The sequence below is a fragment of the Corynebacterium sp. 13CS0277 genome, from assembly GCF_002994655.1.
In the GTDB taxonomy this organism is placed as follows: domain Bacteria; phylum Actinomycetota; class Actinomycetes; order Mycobacteriales; family Mycobacteriaceae; genus Corynebacterium.
The window spans coordinates 32,080-53,622 of the sequence record NZ_PPDL01000014.1 but is presented as its reverse complement, the minus strand read 5'-3'; the positions used below and the strand labels follow the sequence as shown (position 1 = coordinate 53,622).

Annotated in this window: 15 protein-coding genes and 1 tRNA gene; 10 read left to right on the top strand and 6 right to left on the bottom strand. The window is 66.4% G+C overall.

The genetic code is table 11. The features are described from left to right. Positions 1–2 precede the first annotated feature (2 nt). The 5 genes from C1Y63_RS07415 (at position 3) to C1Y63_RS07395 (ending at position 4,475) form a co-directional block, all read left to right on the top strand. On the top strand, positions 3–2,153 hold the full coding sequence (locus C1Y63_RS07415; protein WP_106015826.1) for an ATP-dependent DNA helicase RecG: 2,151 nt from the start codon (positions 3–5) through the stop codon (positions 2,151–2,153). Positions 2,154–2,245: 92 nt separating this feature from the next. Beyond that, positions 2,246–2,455 carry a biotin/lipoyl-containing protein gene (locus C1Y63_RS07410; protein ID WP_106015825.1) on the top strand — a complete coding sequence of 70 codons (210 nt, stop codon included), beginning with the start codon at positions 2,246–2,248 and terminating at the stop codon, positions 2,453–2,455. 63 nt (positions 2,456–2,518) lie between these two features. After that, entirely contained in the window at positions 2,519–3,109 is a 591-nt protein-coding gene (rsmD, locus tag C1Y63_RS07405; RefSeq protein ID WP_106015824.1) for a 16S rRNA (guanine(966)-N(2))-methyltransferase RsmD, read from the top strand. Positions 3,110–3,193: 84 nt separating this feature from the next. Further along, positions 3,194–3,667 (top strand): pantetheine-phosphate adenylyltransferase, encoded by a 474-nt coding sequence (coaD, locus tag C1Y63_RS07400; protein WP_106015823.1) that lies wholly within the window; start codon positions 3,194–3,196, stop codon positions 3,665–3,667. Between the two features lie 43 nt (positions 3,668–3,710). After that, a complete protein-coding gene (locus C1Y63_RS07395; protein ID WP_255414067.1) occupies positions 3,711–4,475 on the top strand; it encodes a sulfite exporter TauE/SafE family protein in 765 nt (254 codons plus the stop codon). Between the two features lie 137 nt (positions 4,476–4,612). Here the strand turns inward: C1Y63_RS07395 and C1Y63_RS07390 are convergent, their stop codons facing one another. The 4 genes from C1Y63_RS07390 to C1Y63_RS07375 all read right to left on the bottom strand — a co-directional run bounded on the left by C1Y63_RS07390 (position 4,613) and on the right by C1Y63_RS07375 (position 8,013). Beyond that, a complete protein-coding gene (locus C1Y63_RS07390) occupies positions 4,613–5,377 on the bottom strand; it encodes an amino acid ABC transporter ATP-binding protein (protein WP_106015822.1) in 765 nt (254 codons plus the stop codon). A gap of 188 nt (positions 5,378–5,565) precedes the next feature. Next, positions 5,566–6,507 (bottom strand): amino acid ABC transporter permease, encoded by a 942-nt coding sequence (locus C1Y63_RS07385; protein ID WP_106015821.1) that lies wholly within the window; start codon positions 6,505–6,507, stop codon positions 5,566–5,568. 114 nt (positions 6,508–6,621) lie between these two features. Then, positions 6,622–7,521, bottom strand: coding sequence for an ABC transporter substrate-binding protein (locus C1Y63_RS07380; protein WP_106015820.1), 900 nt, complete (start codon positions 7,519–7,521; stop codon positions 6,622–6,624). 418 nt (positions 7,522–7,939) lie between these two features. Then, positions 7,940–8,013: transfer RNA gene (locus tag C1Y63_RS07375), tRNA-Leu, on the bottom strand. A 217-nt stretch (positions 8,014–8,230) separates the two neighbouring features. Between C1Y63_RS07375 and polA the strand changes: the two genes are divergently transcribed. Continuing rightward, complete coding sequence (gene polA, locus C1Y63_RS07370) at positions 8,231–10,873, top strand: DNA polymerase I (RefSeq protein ID WP_106015858.1); 2,643 nt, start codon at positions 8,231–8,233, stop codon at positions 10,871–10,873. A 69-nt stretch (positions 10,874–10,942) separates the two neighbouring features. On the opposite strand, the gene C1Y63_RS07365 is transcribed toward polA, so the two are convergent. Beyond that, on the bottom strand, positions 10,943–11,755 hold the full coding sequence (locus tag C1Y63_RS07365) for a class I SAM-dependent methyltransferase (RefSeq protein WP_106015819.1): 813 nt from the start codon (positions 11,753–11,755) through the stop codon (positions 10,943–10,945). Between the two features lie 550 nt (positions 11,756–12,305). Between C1Y63_RS07365 and rpsA the strand changes: the two genes are divergently transcribed. The 3 genes from rpsA to coaE all read left to right on the top strand — a co-directional run bounded on the left by rpsA (position 12,306) and on the right by coaE (position 17,667). Further along, entirely contained in the window at positions 12,306–13,754 is a 1,449-nt protein-coding gene (rpsA, locus tag C1Y63_RS07360; RefSeq protein ID WP_106015818.1) for a 30S ribosomal protein S1, read from the top strand. 1,018 nt (positions 13,755–14,772) lie between these two features. Next, positions 14,773–16,845, top strand: coding sequence for a glucose PTS transporter subunit IIA (locus C1Y63_RS07355; protein WP_106015817.1), 2,073 nt, complete (start codon positions 14,773–14,775; stop codon positions 16,843–16,845). 201 nt (positions 16,846–17,046) lie between these two features. After that, positions 17,047–17,667 (top strand): dephospho-CoA kinase, encoded by a 621-nt coding sequence (coaE, locus tag C1Y63_RS07350; RefSeq protein WP_106015857.1) that lies wholly within the window; start codon positions 17,047–17,049, stop codon positions 17,665–17,667. Between the two features lie 42 nt (positions 17,668–17,709). Here the strand turns inward: coaE and C1Y63_RS07345 are convergent, their stop codons facing one another. Then, positions 17,710–19,260 carry a DUF4185 domain-containing protein gene (locus C1Y63_RS07345; RefSeq protein WP_146128893.1) on the bottom strand — a complete coding sequence of 517 codons (1,551 nt, stop codon included), beginning with the start codon at positions 19,258–19,260 and terminating at the stop codon, positions 17,710–17,712. Between the two features lie 117 nt (positions 19,261–19,377). Here C1Y63_RS07345 and uvrB point away from each other — a divergent pair, with 117 nt between their 5' ends. Further along, positions 19,378–21,480, top strand: coding sequence for an excinuclease ABC subunit UvrB (uvrB, locus tag C1Y63_RS07340; RefSeq protein WP_106015815.1), 2,103 nt, complete (start codon positions 19,378–19,380; stop codon positions 21,478–21,480). Positions 21,481–21,543 lie beyond the last annotated feature (63 nt).

The window sequence follows — 21,543 nt, the reverse complement described above, 5'->3', positions numbered from 1 at the left end:
CCATGCTTGGCTACGTCAACGACACCAACCTCACGGGCATCATCCCCGCCACCGTGGCCACCAGCCTGCGCAAAGCCCTCGGCGCCACCACCATCAGCGCCCTGCTCGAGCACTACCCCCGCGGCTACTCCCACCACGGCCAAGGCGTCAACATCGACGCCGCCGACGACGGCGACACCGTCACCTGCGTCGGCGAAGTCATCTGGGCAAAAACCTCCTACACCGCCAGCGGCAAACGCATGCACCGCATCGTCATCGCCGACGGCAACAACCAGATCCCCGCCACCTTCTTCCAAGCCAAGCTCCCCTCCCGCCAACTCGTGCCCGGGGTCCGCGCCATGTTCTCCGGGAAAGCCAAGTCGTTCAACGGCGACGTCCAGATCTCCCACCCCTCCTACGTCCTCCTTCCCGGGGACACAGACACCGCAGGCCGCGGCGGTAAAACCCGAAAAGCCTACGCCAACGGCAACCTGCGCCACCTCACCGCCTTCGGCAGCCCAGAAGAACTCGAAGAACTCCTCGGCAGCCTCGACTACCTCCCCGTCTACCCCGCCCGCAAAGGCACCACCTCCTGGGCCATCCTCGGCGCCGTCGACGCCGTCCTCCACCACCTTCCCCCCATCCCCGAACCCCTCGACATCCCACCCGCGGACATGGTCAGCTTCGACGACGCCCTCCGCGGCATCCACCAACCCGACCACCGCGGACCCGAACCCTTCATCACCCGCATCAAATACAACGAAGCCTTAAGCCTCGCCCTCGTCATGGCGCTGCGCCGGGCCGACGCCGACGCCGCCCACGCCGCACCCAACCCCCGGCGGCGCGCAGGGCTGCGGGCGCAGCTGCTGGCGGGGTTGCCCTTTGAGCTGACCGCCGGGCAGAAAGACGTCGCCGCCACGATCGCGCGGGACTTGGCGCGGCCGGTGCCGATGAACCGGCTGCTGCAGGGGGAGGTTGGCTCCGGGAAAACGATCCTGGCGCTGTTGGCGATGTGCCAGGTGCTCGACTCCGGCCGGCAGGCCGCGCTGCTCGCGCCGACGGAGGTGCTTGCCACGCAGCACGCCCACAGCATCCGCGCCACCCTGGCATCCGCCGGAATTGAGGCGCGGGTCGTGCTGCTCACCGGGTCGCTCTCGGCGGCCGCGCGCCGGCAGGCACTGCTCGACATCGTCTCCGGGGAGGCGCAGATCATTATCGGCACGCACGCCCTCATCCAAGAGCATGTGGAGTTCTTTGACCTGGGGCTGGCTGTTGTTGATGAGCAGCACCGCTTCGGTGTGGAGCAGCGCGACGCGCTGCGCGCTGCCGGGCCTGCAGGCCTCACCCCGCACCTGCTGGTCATGACGGCCACACCAATTCCCCGCACCATCGCCATGACGACCTTCGGGGATCTCGCGACCTCCACCCTGCGGGAGCTGCCCGGCGGGCGGAGGCCTATCAGCACGGCCGTCGTTCCGGACAGCAAGCCGGCGTGGGTGGCGCGCGCCGACGCCCGCATCGCCGAAGAGATCGACGCCGGCCACCAGGCGTACATCGTCTGCCCCCGCATCGAAGGCGAGGGCGGGGTGCTCGCCCTCTACGAACAGCTCACGGACCCGCAGCACCCCTTGAGCGGCTACACCGTGGACATTATCCACGGGCGGATGAGTGCCGAGGACAAGGATGCCGCCATGCATGCCTTTGCCACAGGGGCGACGGACATTTTGGTGTCCACCACCGTCATCGAAGTCGGCATCGACGTCGCAAACGCCACCGTGATGTACATCCGGGAAGCTGACAGCTTCGGTGTGAGCCAGCTGCACCAGCTGCGGGGGCGTGTGGGCCGTGGTGGGCTGCCGGGGCTGTGCCTGCTGCACACCACGAGCGCGCCCGACACCCCCGGCTACGCGCGTCTCGAGGCGGTGGCCGGCACCACGGACGGCTTCCAGCTCGCGGAGATCGACCTGCGGACCCGTGAGGAGGGGGATGTGCTCGGCACCGCCCAATCCGGGTCGATGAAACGCGTGAAGCTGCTCAGCCTCGTCGACGATGCGGCGCTCATTGCGCGCGCCGCGGCGGACGCCGACGCTCTTGTCGCGCGGGATCGCGCGCTGGCGGAGCAGCTCGTCAGCGACGTCGATGTGGCAGCCCAGGAATACATCGAAAAATCATAAGTCCAGGTGCATGCGTGGTGGGTGGTGGCTGCACACGCCACCCCACGGACCCCTGCGGGCGCGGTGGGGGAGCACCCGCTACAGTTAACCGCATGAGAATCTGCGCGCCGTTCGCCGGCATCGTCCACTACCTCGTGGCCCCCGGCACCCCCGTTGAGACCGGGGACGTTGTGGCCATGGTGGAATCCGTCAAACTCGAAGCCGCACTCCCAGCGCCCGGGCCCGGCACCGTCACCCGACACCTCGCCACAGATTTCGACGACGTCCAGGGCGGCGACCCTTTGCTCGAGATCGAAGCCTAGGGCGTATCCCCCCAGTCAATCGTCTTCGCACCCCACCCCCCTTCGGAGAGGAACGCACACCCCATGGGTCAGACCCGCATCATTTCCGGCGAGGCGCGCGGCCGCAAAATCAGCGTGCCGCCCGCCGGCACCCGGCCCACCAGCGACCGCGCCCGCGAAGGCTTGTTCAGCTCCCTGCAGGTGCGCTTCGGTTTCCACGGTGCCGTCGTCCTCGACCTGTTCGCCGGCTCCGGGGCGCTCGGCCTGGAGGCCGCCAGCCGCGGCGCCGACCGTGTCGTCCTCGTCGACGACAACCCGAAGGCCTGCCAGATCATCCGCGACAATGCCCGCGTCGTCGGCCACCCGGACGTCCACGTGGTGGAGATGAAAGCCTCCAGCTACGTCGCCACCGCGCCCCGCGACACCTTCACCATGGTGCTCGCCGACCCGCCCTATGAGCTGGCCGACGAGGCCGTCGCCGAGATGGTGCGCGCCATCCTGCCGGCGCTCACAGACGGCGCGGCCGTCGTCGTGGAACGCCACCGCGACTCCCCGGAGACCGACTGGCCCGACTGCCTCGTGCCCACCACCCAAAAGCTGAAGAAGCGCACCTACGGCATCGCCCGAATGGACATGGCCGTCTACCACGCCGAACTCGACCCCGCGCGCGCCTAGCCACGCCACCTGCGGGTGGGGTGGCTGCTAGCCTGAAACCACCCATCGACCGATTTTTCGTTCCCAGAAAGGCACGTGCCCGCCATGCGAGTCGTCTGCCCCGGATCCTTTGACCCCGTCACCATGGGCCACCTCGACGTCTTCGAGCGCGCCGCCGCCCAATTCGACGAGGTCACTGTCCTGGTCACCCACAACCCCAACAAGCAGGGCATGTTCACCATCGAGGAACGACTCGAACTCATCAGTGGGGCGACCGCCCACCTGCCGAACGTCACCTGCGACTCCTGGTCCGGGCTGCTCGTGGACTACACCACCGCCCACGGCGTGACCGCGCTCATCAAGGGGCTGCGCAGTGGGCTCGACTACGAGTACGAGCTCCCCATGGCGCAGATGAACAAGCGGCTCAGCGGGCTGGATACCTTCTTCCTACTCACCGACCCGAAGTACGGGTACATTTCTTCCACTCTGTGTAAAGAGGTCGCCCGCTACGGGGGCGACGTGTCAGGGATCCTGCCCGACAACGTCGTGCAGGCCATCGCGGCGAAACTGCGCGGATAACGCCCCCGCAGTAGCGGGGTGACCGAAGACAAGGGGAGTGCATGTGCTTGCTCTGACATCGCTGTGGCTGGTGCCGATCGTGTTCATCGTGGTGGCTGTGGGTGCAGGCCTGCAACGCGTCGCCGGCATGGGGCTCGGGCTCATTGCGGCCACGATTTTGTCGGTGGTGATCGGCCCCGTCGACGGTGTGCTCATCGTCAACGTGCTGGCCGTGTTCACCGCGGTGAGCACCACGTGGGCGGCGCGGCGGGATGTCGACTGGGGGAAGTTCGCGCTTATCGCACCGGTGATGGTGCTGGGCAGTCTCCCCGCGGCGCTGCTGATTACCCGCATTGATAAGTCGGGGTTGCAGGTGCTGGTGGGGTTGACGCTGCTAATCGCGCTTAGCGTGACGACGTTTGGGCAGCGCTGGGTGCCGCGCGTGACCAGCAACGCGTGGGCGATGCTCGCCGGTGTTGTCGGCGGGTTCACGAATACTCTCGCCGCGATTGCCGGCCCGGTGATCACGGTTTACGCGCAGGCCTCCCGGTGGGAGCATCACCGCTTCGCGGCGACCCTCCAGCCGCTGTTTATCGTCACCGGGTTCCTGTCCGTCGCGATGAAGACACTCGTGGGCGCGGGCCATGTGACGGATACCCCGTGGCCGGTGTGGGCGGCTGGCGTCGCCGGCTTGACCCTTGGGGTGTTTGCCGGTGGCAGGCTGGCGCGGCGAGTGCCCAGAGACAAAGCGCGGGTGCTGGCGTTGACGGTGGCGATCGCGGGCGCCATCAGTGCGCTCCTCCACGGACTCATCGGAATTCTGGGCTAGTTGCGAGAGTGCGCGCGGCAGGGCCGTGGCGCGTCTTTAGGCCCGTGGGGTGGGGTGAAAACACTGGTGCCCGCCCCGGCACCTGGGAGAGGTGAACGGGCGGGCACCAGTGGGGGATATCCGTGCGGCTGTGTTGCTTAGAGCAGGCTGGAGAGGAACTCCTGGGTGCGGGCGTGCTGCGGGTTGTCGATGACCTGCTCCGGGGGGCCGACCTCGACGACGACGCCGCCATCCATGAACGCCACCTGGTCGGCGACCTCGCGGGCGAAACCAATCTCGTGGGTGACGACCAGCATCGTCATGCCCTCATCGGCCAGGCCCCGCATGACACCGAGCACCTCACCTACGAGCTCCGGGTCCAGGGCCGAGGTCGGCTCATCGAAGAGCATCAGCTTCGGCTCCATCGCCACCGCGCGGGCGATCGCTACACGCTGCTGCTGTCCGCCGGACAGCTGCACCGGGTAGGCGTCCGCCTTGTGCGCCAAACCGACCTGCTCCAGCAGCTCCATGGCGCGGGCCTTCGCCTTCTCCGCCGGCTGCTTCTTCACGTGCACCGGCGCCTCGATGATGTTCTCCAGCACCGTGCGGTGGGGGAACAGGTTGAAACTCTGGAACACCATGCCGATGTCGGCGCGCTGCTTGGCGGCATCCTTGGCGGAAATCTCGTAGAGGATACCGTCCTTCTCCCGGTAGCCGATGAGCTCACCGTCGACATACAGCCGCCCGGCGTTGATCTTCTCCAGGTGGTTCACGCAGCGCAGCAGCGTGGACTTACCGGAACCAGACGGGCCAATGAGGCAGGTGACGGTGCCGCGGGGCACCTGCAGGTCAATGCCCTTGAGCACCTCAAGGTGCCCGAAGTTCTTGCACACCTTCTGGCAGTCAATCATCAAATCAGTCATGACAGACGTGGTTCTTCCTTCGTTGGGGTGCCCCACCCGACAGGTGGGCGGTGTCGCAGTGCCACACGGCCACACGACTCTGCTGGTGGCGGTGGCTGCGGCTGACACGAGTGCGTGCCGGCCGCGCCCCCTCGAACGTTGAGGGGTGGGGCGAAAAAGAGGATGGGATTGTAAAAAGTGTGCGTGCGCTAGACGCGCTCGTCGGTGACGGTCACGTTCGCCGGGGGCTTGCCCTCAGCGTCGGCGAGCGCCGCCAACTGGCGGGCGGTCAGCTGCCGGGTCGCACCCTTGGAGAAGTAGCGCTCCAGGTAGAACTGGCCCACCATGAGGATGCTGGTGACCACCAGGTACCAGGTGGCCGCCACGAGCAGCATCGGCACCGGCAGGAACAAGTTGTTGGCGATATCCATGCTGCGGCCGTACAGCTCCGCGGTATACGGCACCGCCACCGCCAGGGAGGTCGTCTTCAGCATGCTGATGAGTTCGTTGCCCGTCGGCGGGATGATGATGCGCATCGCCTGCGGCAGCACCGTGCGGCGCATCGTCTGCCACCACGACATGCCCAGCGCCTTGGAGGCTTCCGTCTGGCCCTCCGGGACGGCCTGGATGCCGGCGCGGACGATTTCCGCCATATAGGCCGACTCGTTGAGACCCAAACCCAGGGCCGCGAGGATGAAGGTGTTTTCCAGGAACTGCTGGATGTCGATCTCGGCGAAGCCGACGTTAATCGACTGGTAGAGGGACGACATGAGGCCCCAGAACACCAGCTGCACATACACCGGGGTGCCGCGGAACACCCACAGGTACGTCCAGGCGACGGCCCGCAACACCGGGTTCGGCGACATGCGCAGCACCGCGAGCAGTGCGCCGAGCACCACGCCCAGCAGCATGGCGAGGACCGTCAGCTCGAGGGTGTGCAGGGCGGCCGTCGCCACGCGTGTATCAAACAGGTACGCCCGGTAGGTGTCCCAGTGGTACGCCTCGTTGGTGGCGGCATTGATGATGAACAGGGTGGCTAGTGCGAGCAGGATGGCGGCGGCGATCCAGCGGCCGGGGTGGTGCAGCTGCTTAGCCTCAATCGGCTTCGGGGCGGTTGCCGCACCCGCAGCGGACGGAGCAGGGGATGACATGGATAGTTCTCCTCGTCACGAAAGAGTGAAACGACGTCGCCAACCACCCGCGGGTGGGGGACGTGTGGGGGTGAAACACGATACGGGCGGTGCTGCCCGCTCACAGGTGGGGTGTTAGGCGGGTTCGCCGTTGATGAGGGCCTGCGGCAGCAAGCCCTCATCGATGCCCCAGTAGCCCAGGATGCGGGCATAGTCGCCGGAAGCGATGAGCGTGTCGAGGGCCGCAGCCAACGCGTGCGACAACTCGTCTCCCTTCGGCACCGGCCAGCCATAGGGGGCGGCGTCAAACATCTCGCCGGTGAGCTCAATCTGGCCCTCGGACCGGGCCACCGCATACGCCGTGACCGGGGAGTCGGCGGAAAACGCATCCGCCTTGCCCAGAATCAACGCCGTGGCCGCAGCGTCGGAGGAATCGTAGGCCAGCTTCTCAATCGGCTCCTTGCCCTCGGCGACGCACTTTTCGCTGCGGCCCTGCACGTCATCGGTATCGGAGACCGTGCCGCGCTGCACCGCGACTTTGAGGCCGCAGGCATTGTCCGGGTCGACTGGCGCGCCCGTCTGGCTCGCCCACTGGATGCCCGCGGAGAAAAAGTCGACGAAGTCGAACTGCTTCCGGCGCTCCTCGTTATCGGTAAACCCGGAGGCGCCGAAGTCAATGGTGCCGGCCTGCACGGCGGGCAGAATCATCGAGAAGTCCTGGTCCTGGATGTTCAACTCCAGGCCCATGACGGCGGCGGCGGCACGCGCCAAATCCATCTCGAAGCCGATGATGACGCCATCGGAGTCTTTGAACTCTGCCGGCGCGAACGGGGGATTGGTGGCGATGGTGATGACACCCTTGTCCGCGATGTGCTGCGGGACAAGTGCCTGCACGGCGGGGTCGGCGGCGGGGATGACCGCTTCCCACCCCTCCGGATGGCCACCTTCGGTGTTGGTGACGCAGCCGGTGAGTCCAAGTGCAAGGGCACATGTCATCGCCAACGTCGCCATCCTGCGACGTTGAGGAAAATTCATGGTCGTTGAGTCTAGCTTATTCACTGCTAAAAGGCCGTTTTTCATCTCAAGGGTGCGCGCCGGTGTGTGCGACAGTCGAGGGGGCGAGCTCCCCACCGGCCACGTGGGTGCGGTGGTTGGGGGAGGGGATTGTCCCAGCTCATCCGCCTGATTGGTGGATGTGCGGGCGCGGCGCGCGGGGGTCGGGCAGGCGGGCCGTGGGGGCCTGCCCGGGGGAGAAACATGCACTCCGCATGCTAGGGCAAATTGTACGCCCGCACGCATATTATGAGAAAGCGTTGGTGCGCGTTCGCCCCCTGCGAGACGCAAAACATCAGACGTTTCGCCTGGTTGTGAGTTCTCTCCGTGCCCCCCAACGCACGCCACCCCGGCTGCCATCCGCAGCGCACTGCGGTGACCTCCGGGGTGGTGATGGATGTGCCCCAGGTGAGACTCGAACTCACACTGGACGGGTTTTGAATCCGTTGCCTCTGCCAATTGGGCTACTGGGGCGAGATGACGGCTCTTTCGGGGTGGTGCCCCGGCAAGCGACTCGCCAAGCATAGCGCATGCCCCATACGGCGGTGCAACACGACCCCTCCACCGGTGCCTGCCTGCGCCCGTCGTGTGCGGGGTGGGCGCGGTGCTGCGGCCGATCCCGGGGTATTGCCTACAATGGCCAACCGTGACGACCGAAAGCACCACCACCCCCGCCGCAGCGCCCCGCCTGATGCTCATCGACGGCCACTCCATGGCGTTCCGCGCCTATTACGCGCTGCCCCCGGAGAAGTTCAACACCGGCGGCGGGCAGGCCACCAACGCGGTCTACGGGTTCATCACCATGCTGAACTCGCTCATCGCCCAGGAGGAACCCACTCACCTGGCGGTGGCCTTCGATGTCGGCCGGCACACGTTCCGCACCGAGATGTTCCCCGAGTACAAGGCGCAACGCGACGCCACCCCGGAGCCTTTCCGCGGCCAAGTCGACCTGATGAAGAAGGTCCTGGGCGCGCTCAACGTCGTCACCCTGGAGAAGGAAAACTTCGAGGCCGACGACATCATCGCCACCCTGGCGACGGCGGCGCAGGAGCAGGGCCTGGAGACCCTCATCGTCACCGGCGACCGGGACTCCTTCCAGCTCATCACCGACCGGGTGACGGTGCTGTACCCCATGAAGGGCGTGAGCGAGTTGAAGCGCTTCACCCCGGAGGCGGTGGAAGAAAAGTATGGAGTCACCCCCGCCCAGTACCCGGACTTCGCCGCCCTGCGCGGCGACAAATCCGACAACCTGCCTGGCGTGCCCGGCGTGGGGGAGAAGACCGCCGCGAAGTGGCTGAACAAGTTCGGCAGCCTGGACGAGGCGATCACCCACATCGACGAGATTAAAGGCAAGGTGGGGGACTCTTTCCGGGCGTGCGTCGACCAGGTCAAGCTCAACCGCACCATGACGGAAATGATCCGCGACGTCGCCCTGCCCGTCACCATCGACGACACCGCCCGGCAGCCGATGGACAAAATCGCCCTCTTCGAGCAGTTCGACGCCCTGGAGTTCGGTGCCCACCTGCGGGAGCGTGTGCTGACCGCGTTCGGCGAGGGGGATACCGCAGCGCCCGAGGCGGGCCACGACTTCGACGTCGTTGAAGGCTCCGGCACGCTGGCGCAGTGGCTGGACGCCCACCAAGACGAGGGCGTCGCCCTGACCGTGGAGGGCACCGCCACCCCGGGAGCCTCTGACGCCACAGCCGTGGCCCTCGTCGGCGCGGACGGCACCGGCAAAGCTTTCAGCCTGGACACCATCACCGTCGACGACGAGCAGACGCTCGCCGCGTGGCTGGGCAGCAGTCACCCGAAGATCGTGCACGACACCAAGGCGACCTGGCACATGCTGCATGGCCGTGGCTTCGAGCTTGCCGGCATCGTGCAAGACACCGCCCTCGGGGCCTACCTGCTGCAGCCCGGGCAGCGCTCCTATGCGCTGGCCGACGTGCTGCTGCGCCAGCTGCACGCCGAGCTCCCGGAGGACCAGCCCGCCGACGGGCAGCTCACCCTCCTCGACATGCCGGACCACGAGGCCCTGCTGCGCGCGGCGCGCGCCACCGGCGAACTTGCGGCCGCGCTCGTGATGCAGCTGCACGAGATCGACGCCTACGAGCTCTACCAGGATGTGGAGCTGCCGCTGGCGCTCGTGCTCGCGCGCATGGAAGCCGCCGGCATCGCGGTCGACGTCGCGGCCCTGGAGGCAGAACGCGACGTCTTCGCCGCCGCCGTCGACGACGCCCAGGACGCCGCCCGTCGTCTGGCCGACGCCCCGGACCTCAACCTGAGCTCCCCGAAACAGCTCCAGGTCGTCCTCTTTGACACCCTCGGCATGCCGAAGACGAAGAAGACGAAGACGGGGTACTCCACCGCCGCGAAAGAAATCGAACAGCTGGCGAAAAACCACCCCCACCCCTTCCTCGATGAGCTGCTGCGCCACCGCGAAAACCAGAAGCTGAAGACCACCATCGATGGTCTCATCAAAGCCGTCGGCGACGACGGGCGCATCCACACCACCTTCCAGCAGTTCGCCACCTCCACCGGGCGCCTGTCGTCCTCGGACCCGAACCTGCAGAACATTCCCGTGCGCACCCCCGCCGGGCGGCGCATCCGCTCCGCGTTCGTCGTCGGTTCCGGCTACGAGGACCTGCTCACGGCCGACTACTCGCAGATCGAAATGCGTGTCATGGCGCACCTCTCCGGCGATGAAGGACTCATCGAGGCCTACCGCCAGGGCGAAGACCTCCACAACTACGTCGGTTCCCGCGTCTTCGACGTTCCCGTCGACGCCGTCACCCCCGAGATTCGCCGTCGCGTGAAGGCCATGAGCTACGGCCTGGTCTACGGTTTGTCCGCCTTCGGGTTGGCCGGCCAGCTCGACATCGCCCCCGGCGAAGCCAAGCGCATCATGGATAACTACTTCCTGCGCTTCGGTGGGGTCAAACGCTACCTCGACAGCATCGTCGACGACGCCCGCACCACCGGCTACACCGCCACCCTCTTCGGCCGCCGTCGCTACCTGCCGGAGTTGAGCTCCGCCAACCGGGTCGCCCGCGAAAACGCTGAGCGCTCTGCACTCAACGCCCCCATCCAGGGCACCGCCGCCGACATCATCAAAATTGCGATGCTGCGCGTCGATCGGGCGCTTGCCGAACGTCAGCTCCGCAGCCGGGTGCTGCTGCAGGTCCACGACGAACTCGTCGTCGAAATCGCCCCCGGAGAAAAAGACACCGTCTCCCGCCTCGTGGAGGAGGAGATGAGCCACGCCATCTCCCTGCGGGTGCCCCTCGACGTCTCCAGTGGCGTGGGCCCCAACTGGGACGCCGCTGCCCACTAAACACTTCTCGCCCCGGGCGCATGCGATGCTCCGGGGCGAAAAGTGTAGGACGGTGACTGCGAGGGGGCTTTAGCTCGGGGCGAGGTCCGCGACGAAGATCGCCGTGCCGGGAAACAGCTCCCCGCGTAGCTTCGACCACTGGCCCCAGGTCTCGTCGAAACCTGCCGGCCACTCCGGCTCCACCAGGTCCCGCAGCACGAATCCCGCGGCAACGAGCTCGCGGACCCGGTCGCCCAGGGTGCGATGGTGCTCCACATAGGTCGCCACACCGGTGTCCGGATCGCGCTCCACGTAGCCGCCGCGATCAAAATACGACGTGTACACCGTCAGCCCCGGCTCGCCGGGATTATCGGGAAAAATCCACCGCATCGGGTGCGTCACCGAAAACACGAAACGCCCACCCGGGCGCAGCACCCGGGCCGCCTCTGCCATGACCCCCGCCGAATCCGCCACGAAAGGAATCGCCCCAAAGGCAGAGAACACCACATCGAAGGAATCGTCCGCGAAGGGCATCGCTGTCGCATCGGCCTGCACCAGGCCGACACCGGGATTGATTTGGGTGCCCCGCGTCGCATGCCGCAACATCTGGGCCGACAGGTCGAACGCCACGACCTGGCCGGCACCGTCATGGGCCAACCACCGGGCGCAGGGAGCGGAACCGCAGCCGATCTCCAGGACCCGCTTGTCGCGCACATCTCCCAGCAAACGCACGTCCTTTTCATGCACCTGCTCCGGGCACCAATAAAACTCGCCCCACGGGGACTCTGCCCCCAGATACGAGGGGTGCTCGGCGTGATAGTCCTCGGCGTCGCTGTCCCACCAGCTGCGGTTCGCGGCGACCGATTCTTCATTACTGATCGGGGGTTGGTTCGTCTGGCGCATGCTTTGAGCCTAAGCCCTGTCGCCACAGCCACCATCCCCGCAGGTGCGATGCGTGGGCCTGGCGAAGGGCGCGGGGATGACACGGCAGCGGCGACGCACCCCGGGCTAGTCCGAATAATCAAGCCATGAGGCTGGATTCTTTGACAGGCGGACTTGTCGCCGGTTGGCGGCGGTGGTGGCCGGTGGGGGAGATGTGACTGCTGTGGCGGGTCGGTGATGGGGTGCTTGTCGTGACCTGCGGGTTTGCGTGGCGGGTTCTCTAGCGGAAACGCGGGGAATGCGCAGGTGGAAGCGCTTGCATTGTGGCTTGAAGGCTTGTAGTGTTGACGCAGCGTATCTGTTCGCGGATCTCTTTCGGTAAAAATAGGAAGGCTGGAACGAGGTTCGTCGAACACGTCTCTTTAACTACACATCGCTGCTCCGCGCCCCTGGTGCGGGCGCTGCCCTGACGGCCTTCGGGTCGCCTCGGCGGTGGCGGTGACTGTGGTCTAGGAGATGGATGCGTACACATGCAAACCCCCTGTCTTCCTATTTTCTCGGAGCACTATTTATGCCCACCAACAACGTCCCTCAGGTTGCCATCAACGACATCGGTGGCCCTGAGGAGTTCCTCGCCGCGGTTGAGAAGTCCATCAAGTACTTCAACGATGGTGATCTCGTGACCGGCACCGTCGTCAAGGTTGACCGCGACGAGGTTCTGCTCGACATCGGGTACAAGACCGAAGGTGTCATCCCCTCCCGCGAGCTGTCCATCAAGCACGACGTCGACCCGGACGAGGTCGTCGAGGTTGGCGACGAGATCGAAGCTCTCGTCCTGACCAAGGAGGACAAGGAAGGCCGCCTGATCCTGTCCAAGAAGCGCGCTCAGTACGAGCGTGCCTGGGGCACCATCGAGCAGCTCAAGGAGAACGACGAGCCGGTTACCGGTACCGTCATCGAGGTCGTCAAGGGTGGCCTCATCCTCGACATCGGCCTGCGTGGCTTCCTGCCGGCTTCCCTCGTCGAGATGCGCCGCGTGCGCGACCTGGACCCGTACATCGGCCAGGAGATCGAAGCCAAGATCATCGAGCTGGACAAGAACCGCAACAACGTCGTTCTGTCCCGCCGTGCATGGCTCGAGCAGACCCAGTCCGAGGTCCGCTCCGAGTTCCTGCACCAGCTGCAGAAGGGCCAGGTCCGCAAGGGCACTGTCTCCTCCATCGTCAACTTCGGCGCCTTCGTCGATCTCGGCGGTGTCGACGGCCTGGTGCACGTCTCCGAGCTGTCCTGGAAGCACATCGACCACCCGTCTGAGGTTGTCGCTGTCGGCGACGAGGTCACCGTGGAGGTGCTCGACGTCGATCTCGACCGCGAGCGCGTCTCCCTGTCCCTGAAGGCCACCATGGAGGATCCGTGGCGCGTCTTCGCCCGCACCCACGCCGTGGGCCAGATCGTCCCGGGCAAGGTCACCAAGCTGGTGCCGTTCGGTGCGTTCGTCCGCGTCGACGAGGGCATCGAGGGCCTGGTTCACATCTCCGAGCTGGCCGAGCGCCACGTCGAGGTTCCGGACCAGGTTGTCTCCGTGGGCGAAGAGGTCATGGTCAAGGTCATCGACATCGATCTCGAGCGTCGTCGTATCTCCCTGTCCCTCAAGCAGGCTGACGAGGACTACACCGAAGAGTTCGACCCGTCCAAGTACGGCATGGCCGACTCCTACGACGAGCAGGGCAACTACATCTTCCCCGAGGGCTTCGACCCCGAGACCAACGAATGGCTCGAGGGCTTCGAGACCCAGCGTGCCGAGTGGGAAGCCCGCTACGCCGAGTCCGAGCGTCGCCACCAGCTGCACACCGCTCAGATCGAGAAGCACCGCGCCGCTGCCGCCGAGGCTGCCGACGCTGGCGCCACCAACTACTCCTCCGAGTCCGCTGACGCGGCCGCCGAGGAGACCGTTGAGGCTGGCTCCCTGGCTTCCGACGAGCAGCTCGCTGCACTGCGTGAGAAGCTGGCCGGCTTCTAAGACGCACCTCGCTAGCGCCTGACACCCCGTGCCAGGCGCACACAGCGAACACACACCCCCGTCGCAACAGCACCACCTGTGGTGCGACCGCGGCGGGGGTGTTCGCATGCCTGCACGCCCATGACGCGCCATGCCCTGCGGTGTCGGCAGTGTCCTGGTGGCCGCCGAGGGCTCCGCGGCGCCCACAGTACGCAAGGCATGCGGGGCGCGGGCGTGTCGGGGACGCGGTGGTGCGCAGCTGCACATGGTGGGGAGGGGAGGGCTGTGTGGTGCGCTCGTGCGGCGGGGTCGGGCGCACGGTGGTGCGCTCGTGCGGCGGGGTCGGGCGCACGGTGGTGTCTGCCTGGCATCTGAGCCGGGCGTGTGGCTCGGTACACCTCAGATCGCTCAAGCTCCGGCGCAACTACCCCTTTGGCGGCAGCGCCCAAGGGGTTTCTGTGCGTGTGCATAGACGCTACCGGTGGCGGGGGCTCGCACGGTGTTCATTCCGGGCGGTGGTCTGGGACGATGCCGTGCTATGCAGTGTGATGCATGGGGCGGGTGTGACGGCCTACTGGCCTCGTGGTGGGCGCTGGCGCTCGCGTGGGCAGAGTGTGATTTTTCACATTGGTGACCAAAGATTATGCAGGTGCAGCACCCGCGCTATCATGCGGCCCGGGGGTAGTGAAAAGGTGGAAATGGGGGTAGGGGTGCGTGGTGTCCTGGCGGTTTGTTCTGTGGGGTGTTTCCCTATGTTCATTTCCGAATGTGTGGCTTTCAGCTGGGGAACCTGTGGGGGTGTGGGTGAAAGCTGGGTGCGGGCTGTCTGAATGCTTGGGAATGTGGGTTTTAGGTTTATTATTGTGATAACTCTCTGCCAACCGGGCAATCATGCACTGGGTCACAAACCTCGCGTGACGTTCGGATGCGTCGAGACTCCTCCCAACCCACTGACCCCGCACACATCACTCCAGTGTTCGGCACCAACGCCGCGCCTGCGAGGACTGCGGGTCTCATGTGAGAAGAAAGGTTCGCACTAATGGCGACAAATGTTGCGACAACGTCGCAATTTATCCTCGACAAGGTTGGCGGCGCTGACAACGTCGTCAGCCTGACTCACTGCGCGACTCGTCTGCGCTTCCAGCTTGCAGACCAGTCCAAGGCAGACATCGACGCCCTCGACAACAACGAGGACGTCCTCGGCGTCGTCCCGCAGGGCTCCACCGGCCTCCAGGTCATCATGGGTGGCGGCGTGGCCGACTACTACAAGGGCATCAAGGACCAGCCCGGCATGGGCGACGGTGAGACCCAGGCACGCTCCAACAGCAAGGACTACGGCGGCGTCCGTGGCAAGTACTCCTGGGTGGATTACTGCTTCGAGGTGCTCTCCGACACCTTCCGCCCGATCCTGTGGGCCCTGCTGGGCGCCTCCCTGATCATCACCATGCTCGTGCTGGCCGACACCTTCGGCTGGCAGGACTTCCGCGCGGAGACCCAGCCGCCGACGTACCTGTTCATGCACGCCATGTGGCGTTCGGTGTTCTACTTCCTGCCGATCATGGTCGGCGCCTGTGCTGCCCGTAAGCTCGGCGCCAACGAGTGGGTCGGCGCTGCGATCCCCGCAGCCCTGATGACGCCGGAGTTCCTCAAGTTCTCCGACTCGGACTACGCGACCCAGTTCGCGCAGGCGTCCGAGGCCGCTGGTCGTACGGTGTACACCTACCACATCTTCGGCCTGCCGATGGTCATCAACGACTACGGCGGGCAGGTGTTCCCGCCGCTGATCGCCGCCATCGCCCTGCTGTGGGTGGAGCGCGCCTTCAAGAAGATCATCCCCCAGGCCGTGCACATGGTCTTCGTGCCGTTCTTCTCGATGCTCGTCATGATCCCGGCCACCGCCTTCATCTTCGGCCCCATCGGCATCGGCGTCGGCAACGGTATTTCCAACTTCCTGGCTGCAGTCAACGACTTCAACCCGTTCGTGCTCGCCGTCATCATCCCCTGCCTGTACCCCTTCCTGGTGCCGCTGGGTCTGCACTGGCCGCTCAACGCCATCATGATCCAGAACATCAACACCCTGGGTTACGACTTCATTCAGGGCCCGATGGGTGCCTGGAACTTCGCCTGCTTCGGCGTCGTCGCCGGCGTGCTGGTGCTCTCCATCAAGGAGCGCAACGCCACGATGCGTCAGGTGTCCATGGGTGGCATGCTCGCCGGCCTGCTGGGCGGTATCTCCGAGCCCTCTCTCTACGGTGTGCTGCTGCGCTTCCGTAAGACCTACTACCGTCTGCTGCCCGGTTGTGTAGCCGGCGGTATCGTCATGGGCCTGTTCGACGTCAAGGCCAACGCCTTCGTCTTCACCTCTCTGCTGACCATCCCTGCGATGGACCCGTGGGGCGGCTACGCCATCGGTATCGCCGTGGCCTTCGCCGTGTCCTTCCTGCTCACCGTCTTCTTCGACTACCGCTCGAAGGAAGAGAAGGCTGACGATCTCGCCAAGATCGCCGCTGCCGAGGACGCTCCGGCCGAGGCCGCAGCTGAGGCTCCCGCCGAGGCTGCAGCTGCCCCCGCAGCCGCCGCTGCTGGTGCTGCCACCGCGACCGCGACGAAGCCCGTCAAGCCGGCCCTGGTTCCGGGTGCCGTGACCCTCGTGTCCGCACCGCTGGAAGGCACCGTCATCCCGCTCGATGAGGTTCCGGACGCAGCCTTCGCTTCCGGCGCTGTCGGCCACGGCGTGGGCATCTGGCCCACCGGCGACACCGTCTACGCCCCCGAAGACGGCACCGTGATGACCATCCAGAAGTCCGGCCACGCCGTCGGCCTCAACCTGGACTCCGGTGTGCAGCTGCTCATCCACGTCGGTGTCGACACCGTCCAGATGGACGGCCACGGCTTCACCACCCACGTCGAGCGCAAGCAGCGCGTGAAGAAGGGCGACAAGCTCATCACCTTCGACACCGCTGAGATCGAGAAGGCCGGCTACCCGACCATCACCCCGGTGCTCGTCACCAACTACAAGAAGTTCGCTGACGTCGAGAAGGCCAACGAGGCACAGACCACCGTTGGCACCGGCACCGAACTCCTGAAGATCACCGCCAAGCCCGCCGAGTAAACACTCGGTGACGCAGCCGGGCGAGGTTGACCTCACCCGGGTGTGGTGACATGCCTAGCGCCGCCCGCACCTCCCACCTCGTGGGGTGCGGGCGGCGCTGTGTTTTTTCAGGGGCGGCGGAGTCACGTGCCGCGTGCACCCGCGTGATCGTTGCCCTGTCAGGCTGCGGCGCGGAGGCGTGGGTGCGTTAGCATGGCGGGCATGAAAACACTTGGCCTCACTGGCGGTATCGGCAGCGGAAAAACCACGGTCGCCGCGCAGCTCGCCGCCCTGGGGATACCGGTCGTCGACGCCGACCAGATCGCCCGCGACATCGTCGAACCCGGCGCGCCCGCGCTGGCGGAGCTCGCCGCCGAGTTCGGTGCGGACGTGGTGGATGACACCGGGGCGTTGCGGCGCGGGGTGCTCGCCGAGCGGGCGTTCACGGATGATGCTGCGACCGCCCGCCTCAACGCGATCATGCACCCCCGTATCCGCCAGGAGACGGCGCGTCGCTTGGCGGAGCTCGACGCGGCCGGGCACCCGGTGGTGGTCTACGACATGCCGCTGCTTGTGGACCTGGGCCTCGATAAGGACATGGATCTCGTCGTGGTGGTCGCCGTTGATCCGGAGGAGCGGGTGCGGCGCTTGGTCGCCCACCGGGGGCTGGAGCCTGAGGATGCGCGGCGGCGGATCGCTCAGCAGGTGAGCGAGGAGGAGCGCCGTGCCGCGGCCGACGTCATCATTGACAACCACGGCACCCTCGAGGAGCTGCGCGCCCAGGTGGAGCAGTGTGCAGCTCAATTGCCCGCCCGCCTCGGGGTGCCGCTGGTGAAGGACTAGCGGGGGAGAGGCGGTCCCGGGCTGGCGGGTAGGAGGCGTCCGCTACTGGGCGTGCGTCGATCGTGTGTCGGCCCCGGGGTAGTCGGCGACATCGCTCGGGGTGCCGTCGTCGGCGTAGCTCACCCAACGCTCGACCGACAGGCCGTCATCCACCCGCGGGTTGTACGTGGCCGCGCCCTGCGACTTCGGCACCGCCATGCGGGTACGCGCCTGCGGGTCGGGGGTGGCGTAGAGCTGCTGCAGGTCGGTGCGCATCACCATGACGTTGTAGTTGGACCACGTCGTCGCCACGAAGTACAGGTGGTTGCCGTCGACGCTGGGCAGCTGGAACGCGCCGTAGAGGTCCGGGATGGTGCCCTCGTCGACGACGACGCGGGGTGCCGACCAGGGGCCCTGGGGGTGGCGTGCCATGCGCAGCACCATGCCGCCGTGGGAGTAGTACATGGCGGTGTACTGCTGGAGGTGCTCGTTGAACGTCACCGACATTTCGCTGACTGGCGCGTCGAACACGGCGCTCGCCCGGTCGGGGGTGGTGGCCTCCCAGGTGCCGTTGACGAAAAACTCGGCGGCGTCCTCCCGGGGGAATTGAGCCTCGGGGAAGCGGGCGAGGATCGCGTCTCCCGCCCGCCCCGACGGTGTCGAGTAGCGGTAGACGTAGCCGTCGCGGGCGACGAGGGCGGACTGTTGTGTGCGTTCCTCGCCGGCGCGGCCGCGGTGGCGGCCCACCCCGTAGGGGGTGCCGACGGTCGTGTTCGGGCGGAGTGAATCCTCCACCCGGTGCCAGGTGGTGCCCCCGTCCGTCGACGCCATCGTGGCCGCGTAGTTCGTCACCCATTCGCCGGGCTGCCCCCAGGAGCGCACCGACATGTAGTCGACGTAGAGGGTGTCGCCGATGGCGATGCCGGCGGTGGGGATGGTGGTGTGCTCCACGCCGGGGTCCTTGAGGGAGGGGATGAACTGGCCGGCGTAGCCGGAGTCCCGGAACCCGCCCGGCGCCCATGCCTGCAGGTCGTCGATGCCGTCGGCCGGGTTATTGTCCGTCGTGCGCAGCAGCACATTGGAGCGCCACCCTAAGTCCCCGCCGCAGCGCATCGTGTCTCCAAAGGCGAAGTACATCCGGCCCCGCGCGTCGGTGAAAGAGATGCCGAGGTCGGTGCCGCCGATGCCGAAACGTTCGTGGGTGCGCTGCGGGGAACCCGGCCCGGTGAGCAGGTGGAGGGCCTCCGTGTGGCCGCGCAGCACCGGCAGCTGGCCTGGCTTGCCGCGCAGCCACGGGGGAGAGTTCCGCCCGGCGGACAGCTGGCCGGAATCGCGCACGTCCTCCGGCCACTCGGCAGCCGCGTCGTAGGCGTCCGAGGACCCTGAGGACAGGGAGTTGCTGCCCGAGGGGTTCTGCCCGAGGGCGCGCAGCCGCGCCCGGTCGGCGTGGGCGGCGGCCTGGTAGGTGGTGCAGGGGTCCGCCACCGCCTGGGGGAGGGGCGCGGTCAGGAGGGCTGCGGTGGACGCCGCGACGGTGAGCAGCGCCGTGCGGGCGCGTGTGGGGGAGTGAAGTGTTGTCATTGTGCCGACAGTAGTGATGATGAGGCTAGCCATGCCGAGGCTAGTGCGAACGTGTGCCCCTGGTGCAAAGGATCGTGCGCTGCACGCACAGTAGGCCGTGCGCCGACAGTGGACGCGCATCGCGCCCGGCGGTGCGCTATGTTGAACCCCATGGCGTTTGCAGCAGAACACCCCGTGTTGTCCCACTCCGAACACCGCCCCGTCGGCGAGGTGGAACGCGCCGCGGGCACCTTCGAAGTCATCAGTGACTACCAGCCCGCCGGCGACCAACCCCACGCCATCAAAGAACTCACCGAACGCATCAACCGCGGCGAACGCGACATCGTCCTGTTGGGCGCGACCGGCACCGGTAAGTCCGCCACCGCCGCCTGGCTCATCGAGCAAGTCCAACGCCCCACCCTGGTGCTGGCACCGAATAAGACCCTTGCTGCGCAGCTCGCCAACGAGCTGAAAACCCTGCTGCCCAACAACGCAGTCGAGTACTTCGTCAGCTACTACGACTACTACCAACCCGAGGCGTACATCGCGCAGACCGATACCTACATCGAAAAAGACTCCTCCATCAACGAAGACGTCGAACGACTGCGCCACTCCGCCACCTCCGCGCTGCTCAGCCGCCGCGACGTCGTCGTCGTGTCGTCCGTGTCGTGCATCTACGGCCTGGGCACCCCCCAGTCGTACCTCGACCGCTCCCTGGTGGTTCGCGTCGGCGACGAACTCGACCGCGACCGCCTCCTGCGGCTGTTGGTGGACATCCAGTACGGCCGCAACGACGTCGCCCTGACCCGCGGCACGTTCCGCGCCAAAGGCGACACCGTCGACATCATCCCCGCCTACGAGGAGCTCGCCGTGCGGGTGGAATTCTTCGGCGACGAGATCGACGCCCTCTACTACATTCACCCCCTCACCGGGGACGTCGTGCGCCAGGTCGACGAGCTGCGCATTTTCCCCGCCACCCACTATGTAGCCGGCCCGGAGCGCATGGAAAAAGCCGTCGCCGCCATCAAGGAGGAACTCGCCGAGCGTCTCGACGACCTGGAAAACCGGGGCAAGCTGTTGGAAGCGCAGCGCCTGCGGATGCGCACCGAATACGACCTGGAAATGATCGAACAGGTCGGGTTCTGCTCCGGCATCGAGAACTACTCCCGCCACATCGACGGCCGGGAGCCGGGCAGCGCGCCCGCCACCCTCATCGACTACTTCCCCGAGGACTTCCTCACCATCATCGACGAGTCCCACGTCACCGTTCCCCAGATCGGCGGCATGTTTGAGGGCGATGCGTCCCGCAAACGCAACCTCGTCGACTTTGGCTTCCGCCTGCCCAGCGCCCTCGACAACCGGCCCCTGACGTGGGAGGAGTTCGACGAACGCAAAGGCCAATGCGTCTACCTCTCCGCCACGCCCGGCACCTACGAACTCGCGGCCGCCGGCGGCGAATTCGTCGAACAGGTCATCCGCCCAACAGGGCTGGTCGACCCGAAGATCGTCGTCAAACCCACCAAGGGGCAAATCGACGACCTCATCGAACAGATCCGGCAGCGCGTCGCCAAAGACGAACGCGTGCTGGTGACCACCCTGACGAAGAAGATGGCCGAGGACCTCACCGACTACCTCCTCGAGCACGGGGTGAAAGTGCGCTACCTGCACTCCGACATCGACACCCTGCAGCGCGTGGAATTGCTCCGCCAGCTGCGGCTCGGCGAGTACGACGTGTTGGTCGGCATCAACCTCCTCCGCGAGGGCCTCGACCTGCCGGAGGTATCGCTGGTGAGCATCCTCGACGCCGACAAGGAAGGCTTCCTGCGCTCCACCAGGTCGCTCATCCAGACCATCGGGCGCGCCGCCCGCAACGTCTCCGGCGAAGTCCACATGTACGCCGATACGATCACCGACTCGATGCAGCAAGCCATCGACGAAACCGAACGCCGCCGCGAGAAACAAATCGCCTACAACCGCGAACACGGCATTGACCCGCAGCCCCTGCGCAAGAAGATCGCCGACATCCTCGACGAGGTCTACGAGGATCAGGAGACGACCACCGCCCGCGGGGACGCCGCCGTCGTCGCAGGCGCGGACGTCATTGAGCGGGCCAAGACCATGCCCTCCGACGAGGTGAAAGCCCTCATCGACGACCTCACCGCGCAGATGAAGGACGCCGCCCGGGAGCTCAAATTCGAACTCGCCGGCCGGCTGCGCGACGAAATCCAGGACCTGAAGAAGGAACTGCGCGGCATGAGCGACGCGGGACTCTAAAGCCCACAGCGCCCCACCCACTTGTCGCCCGCGTCACATTGGGTGCGGGTGGGCGGGCAATCA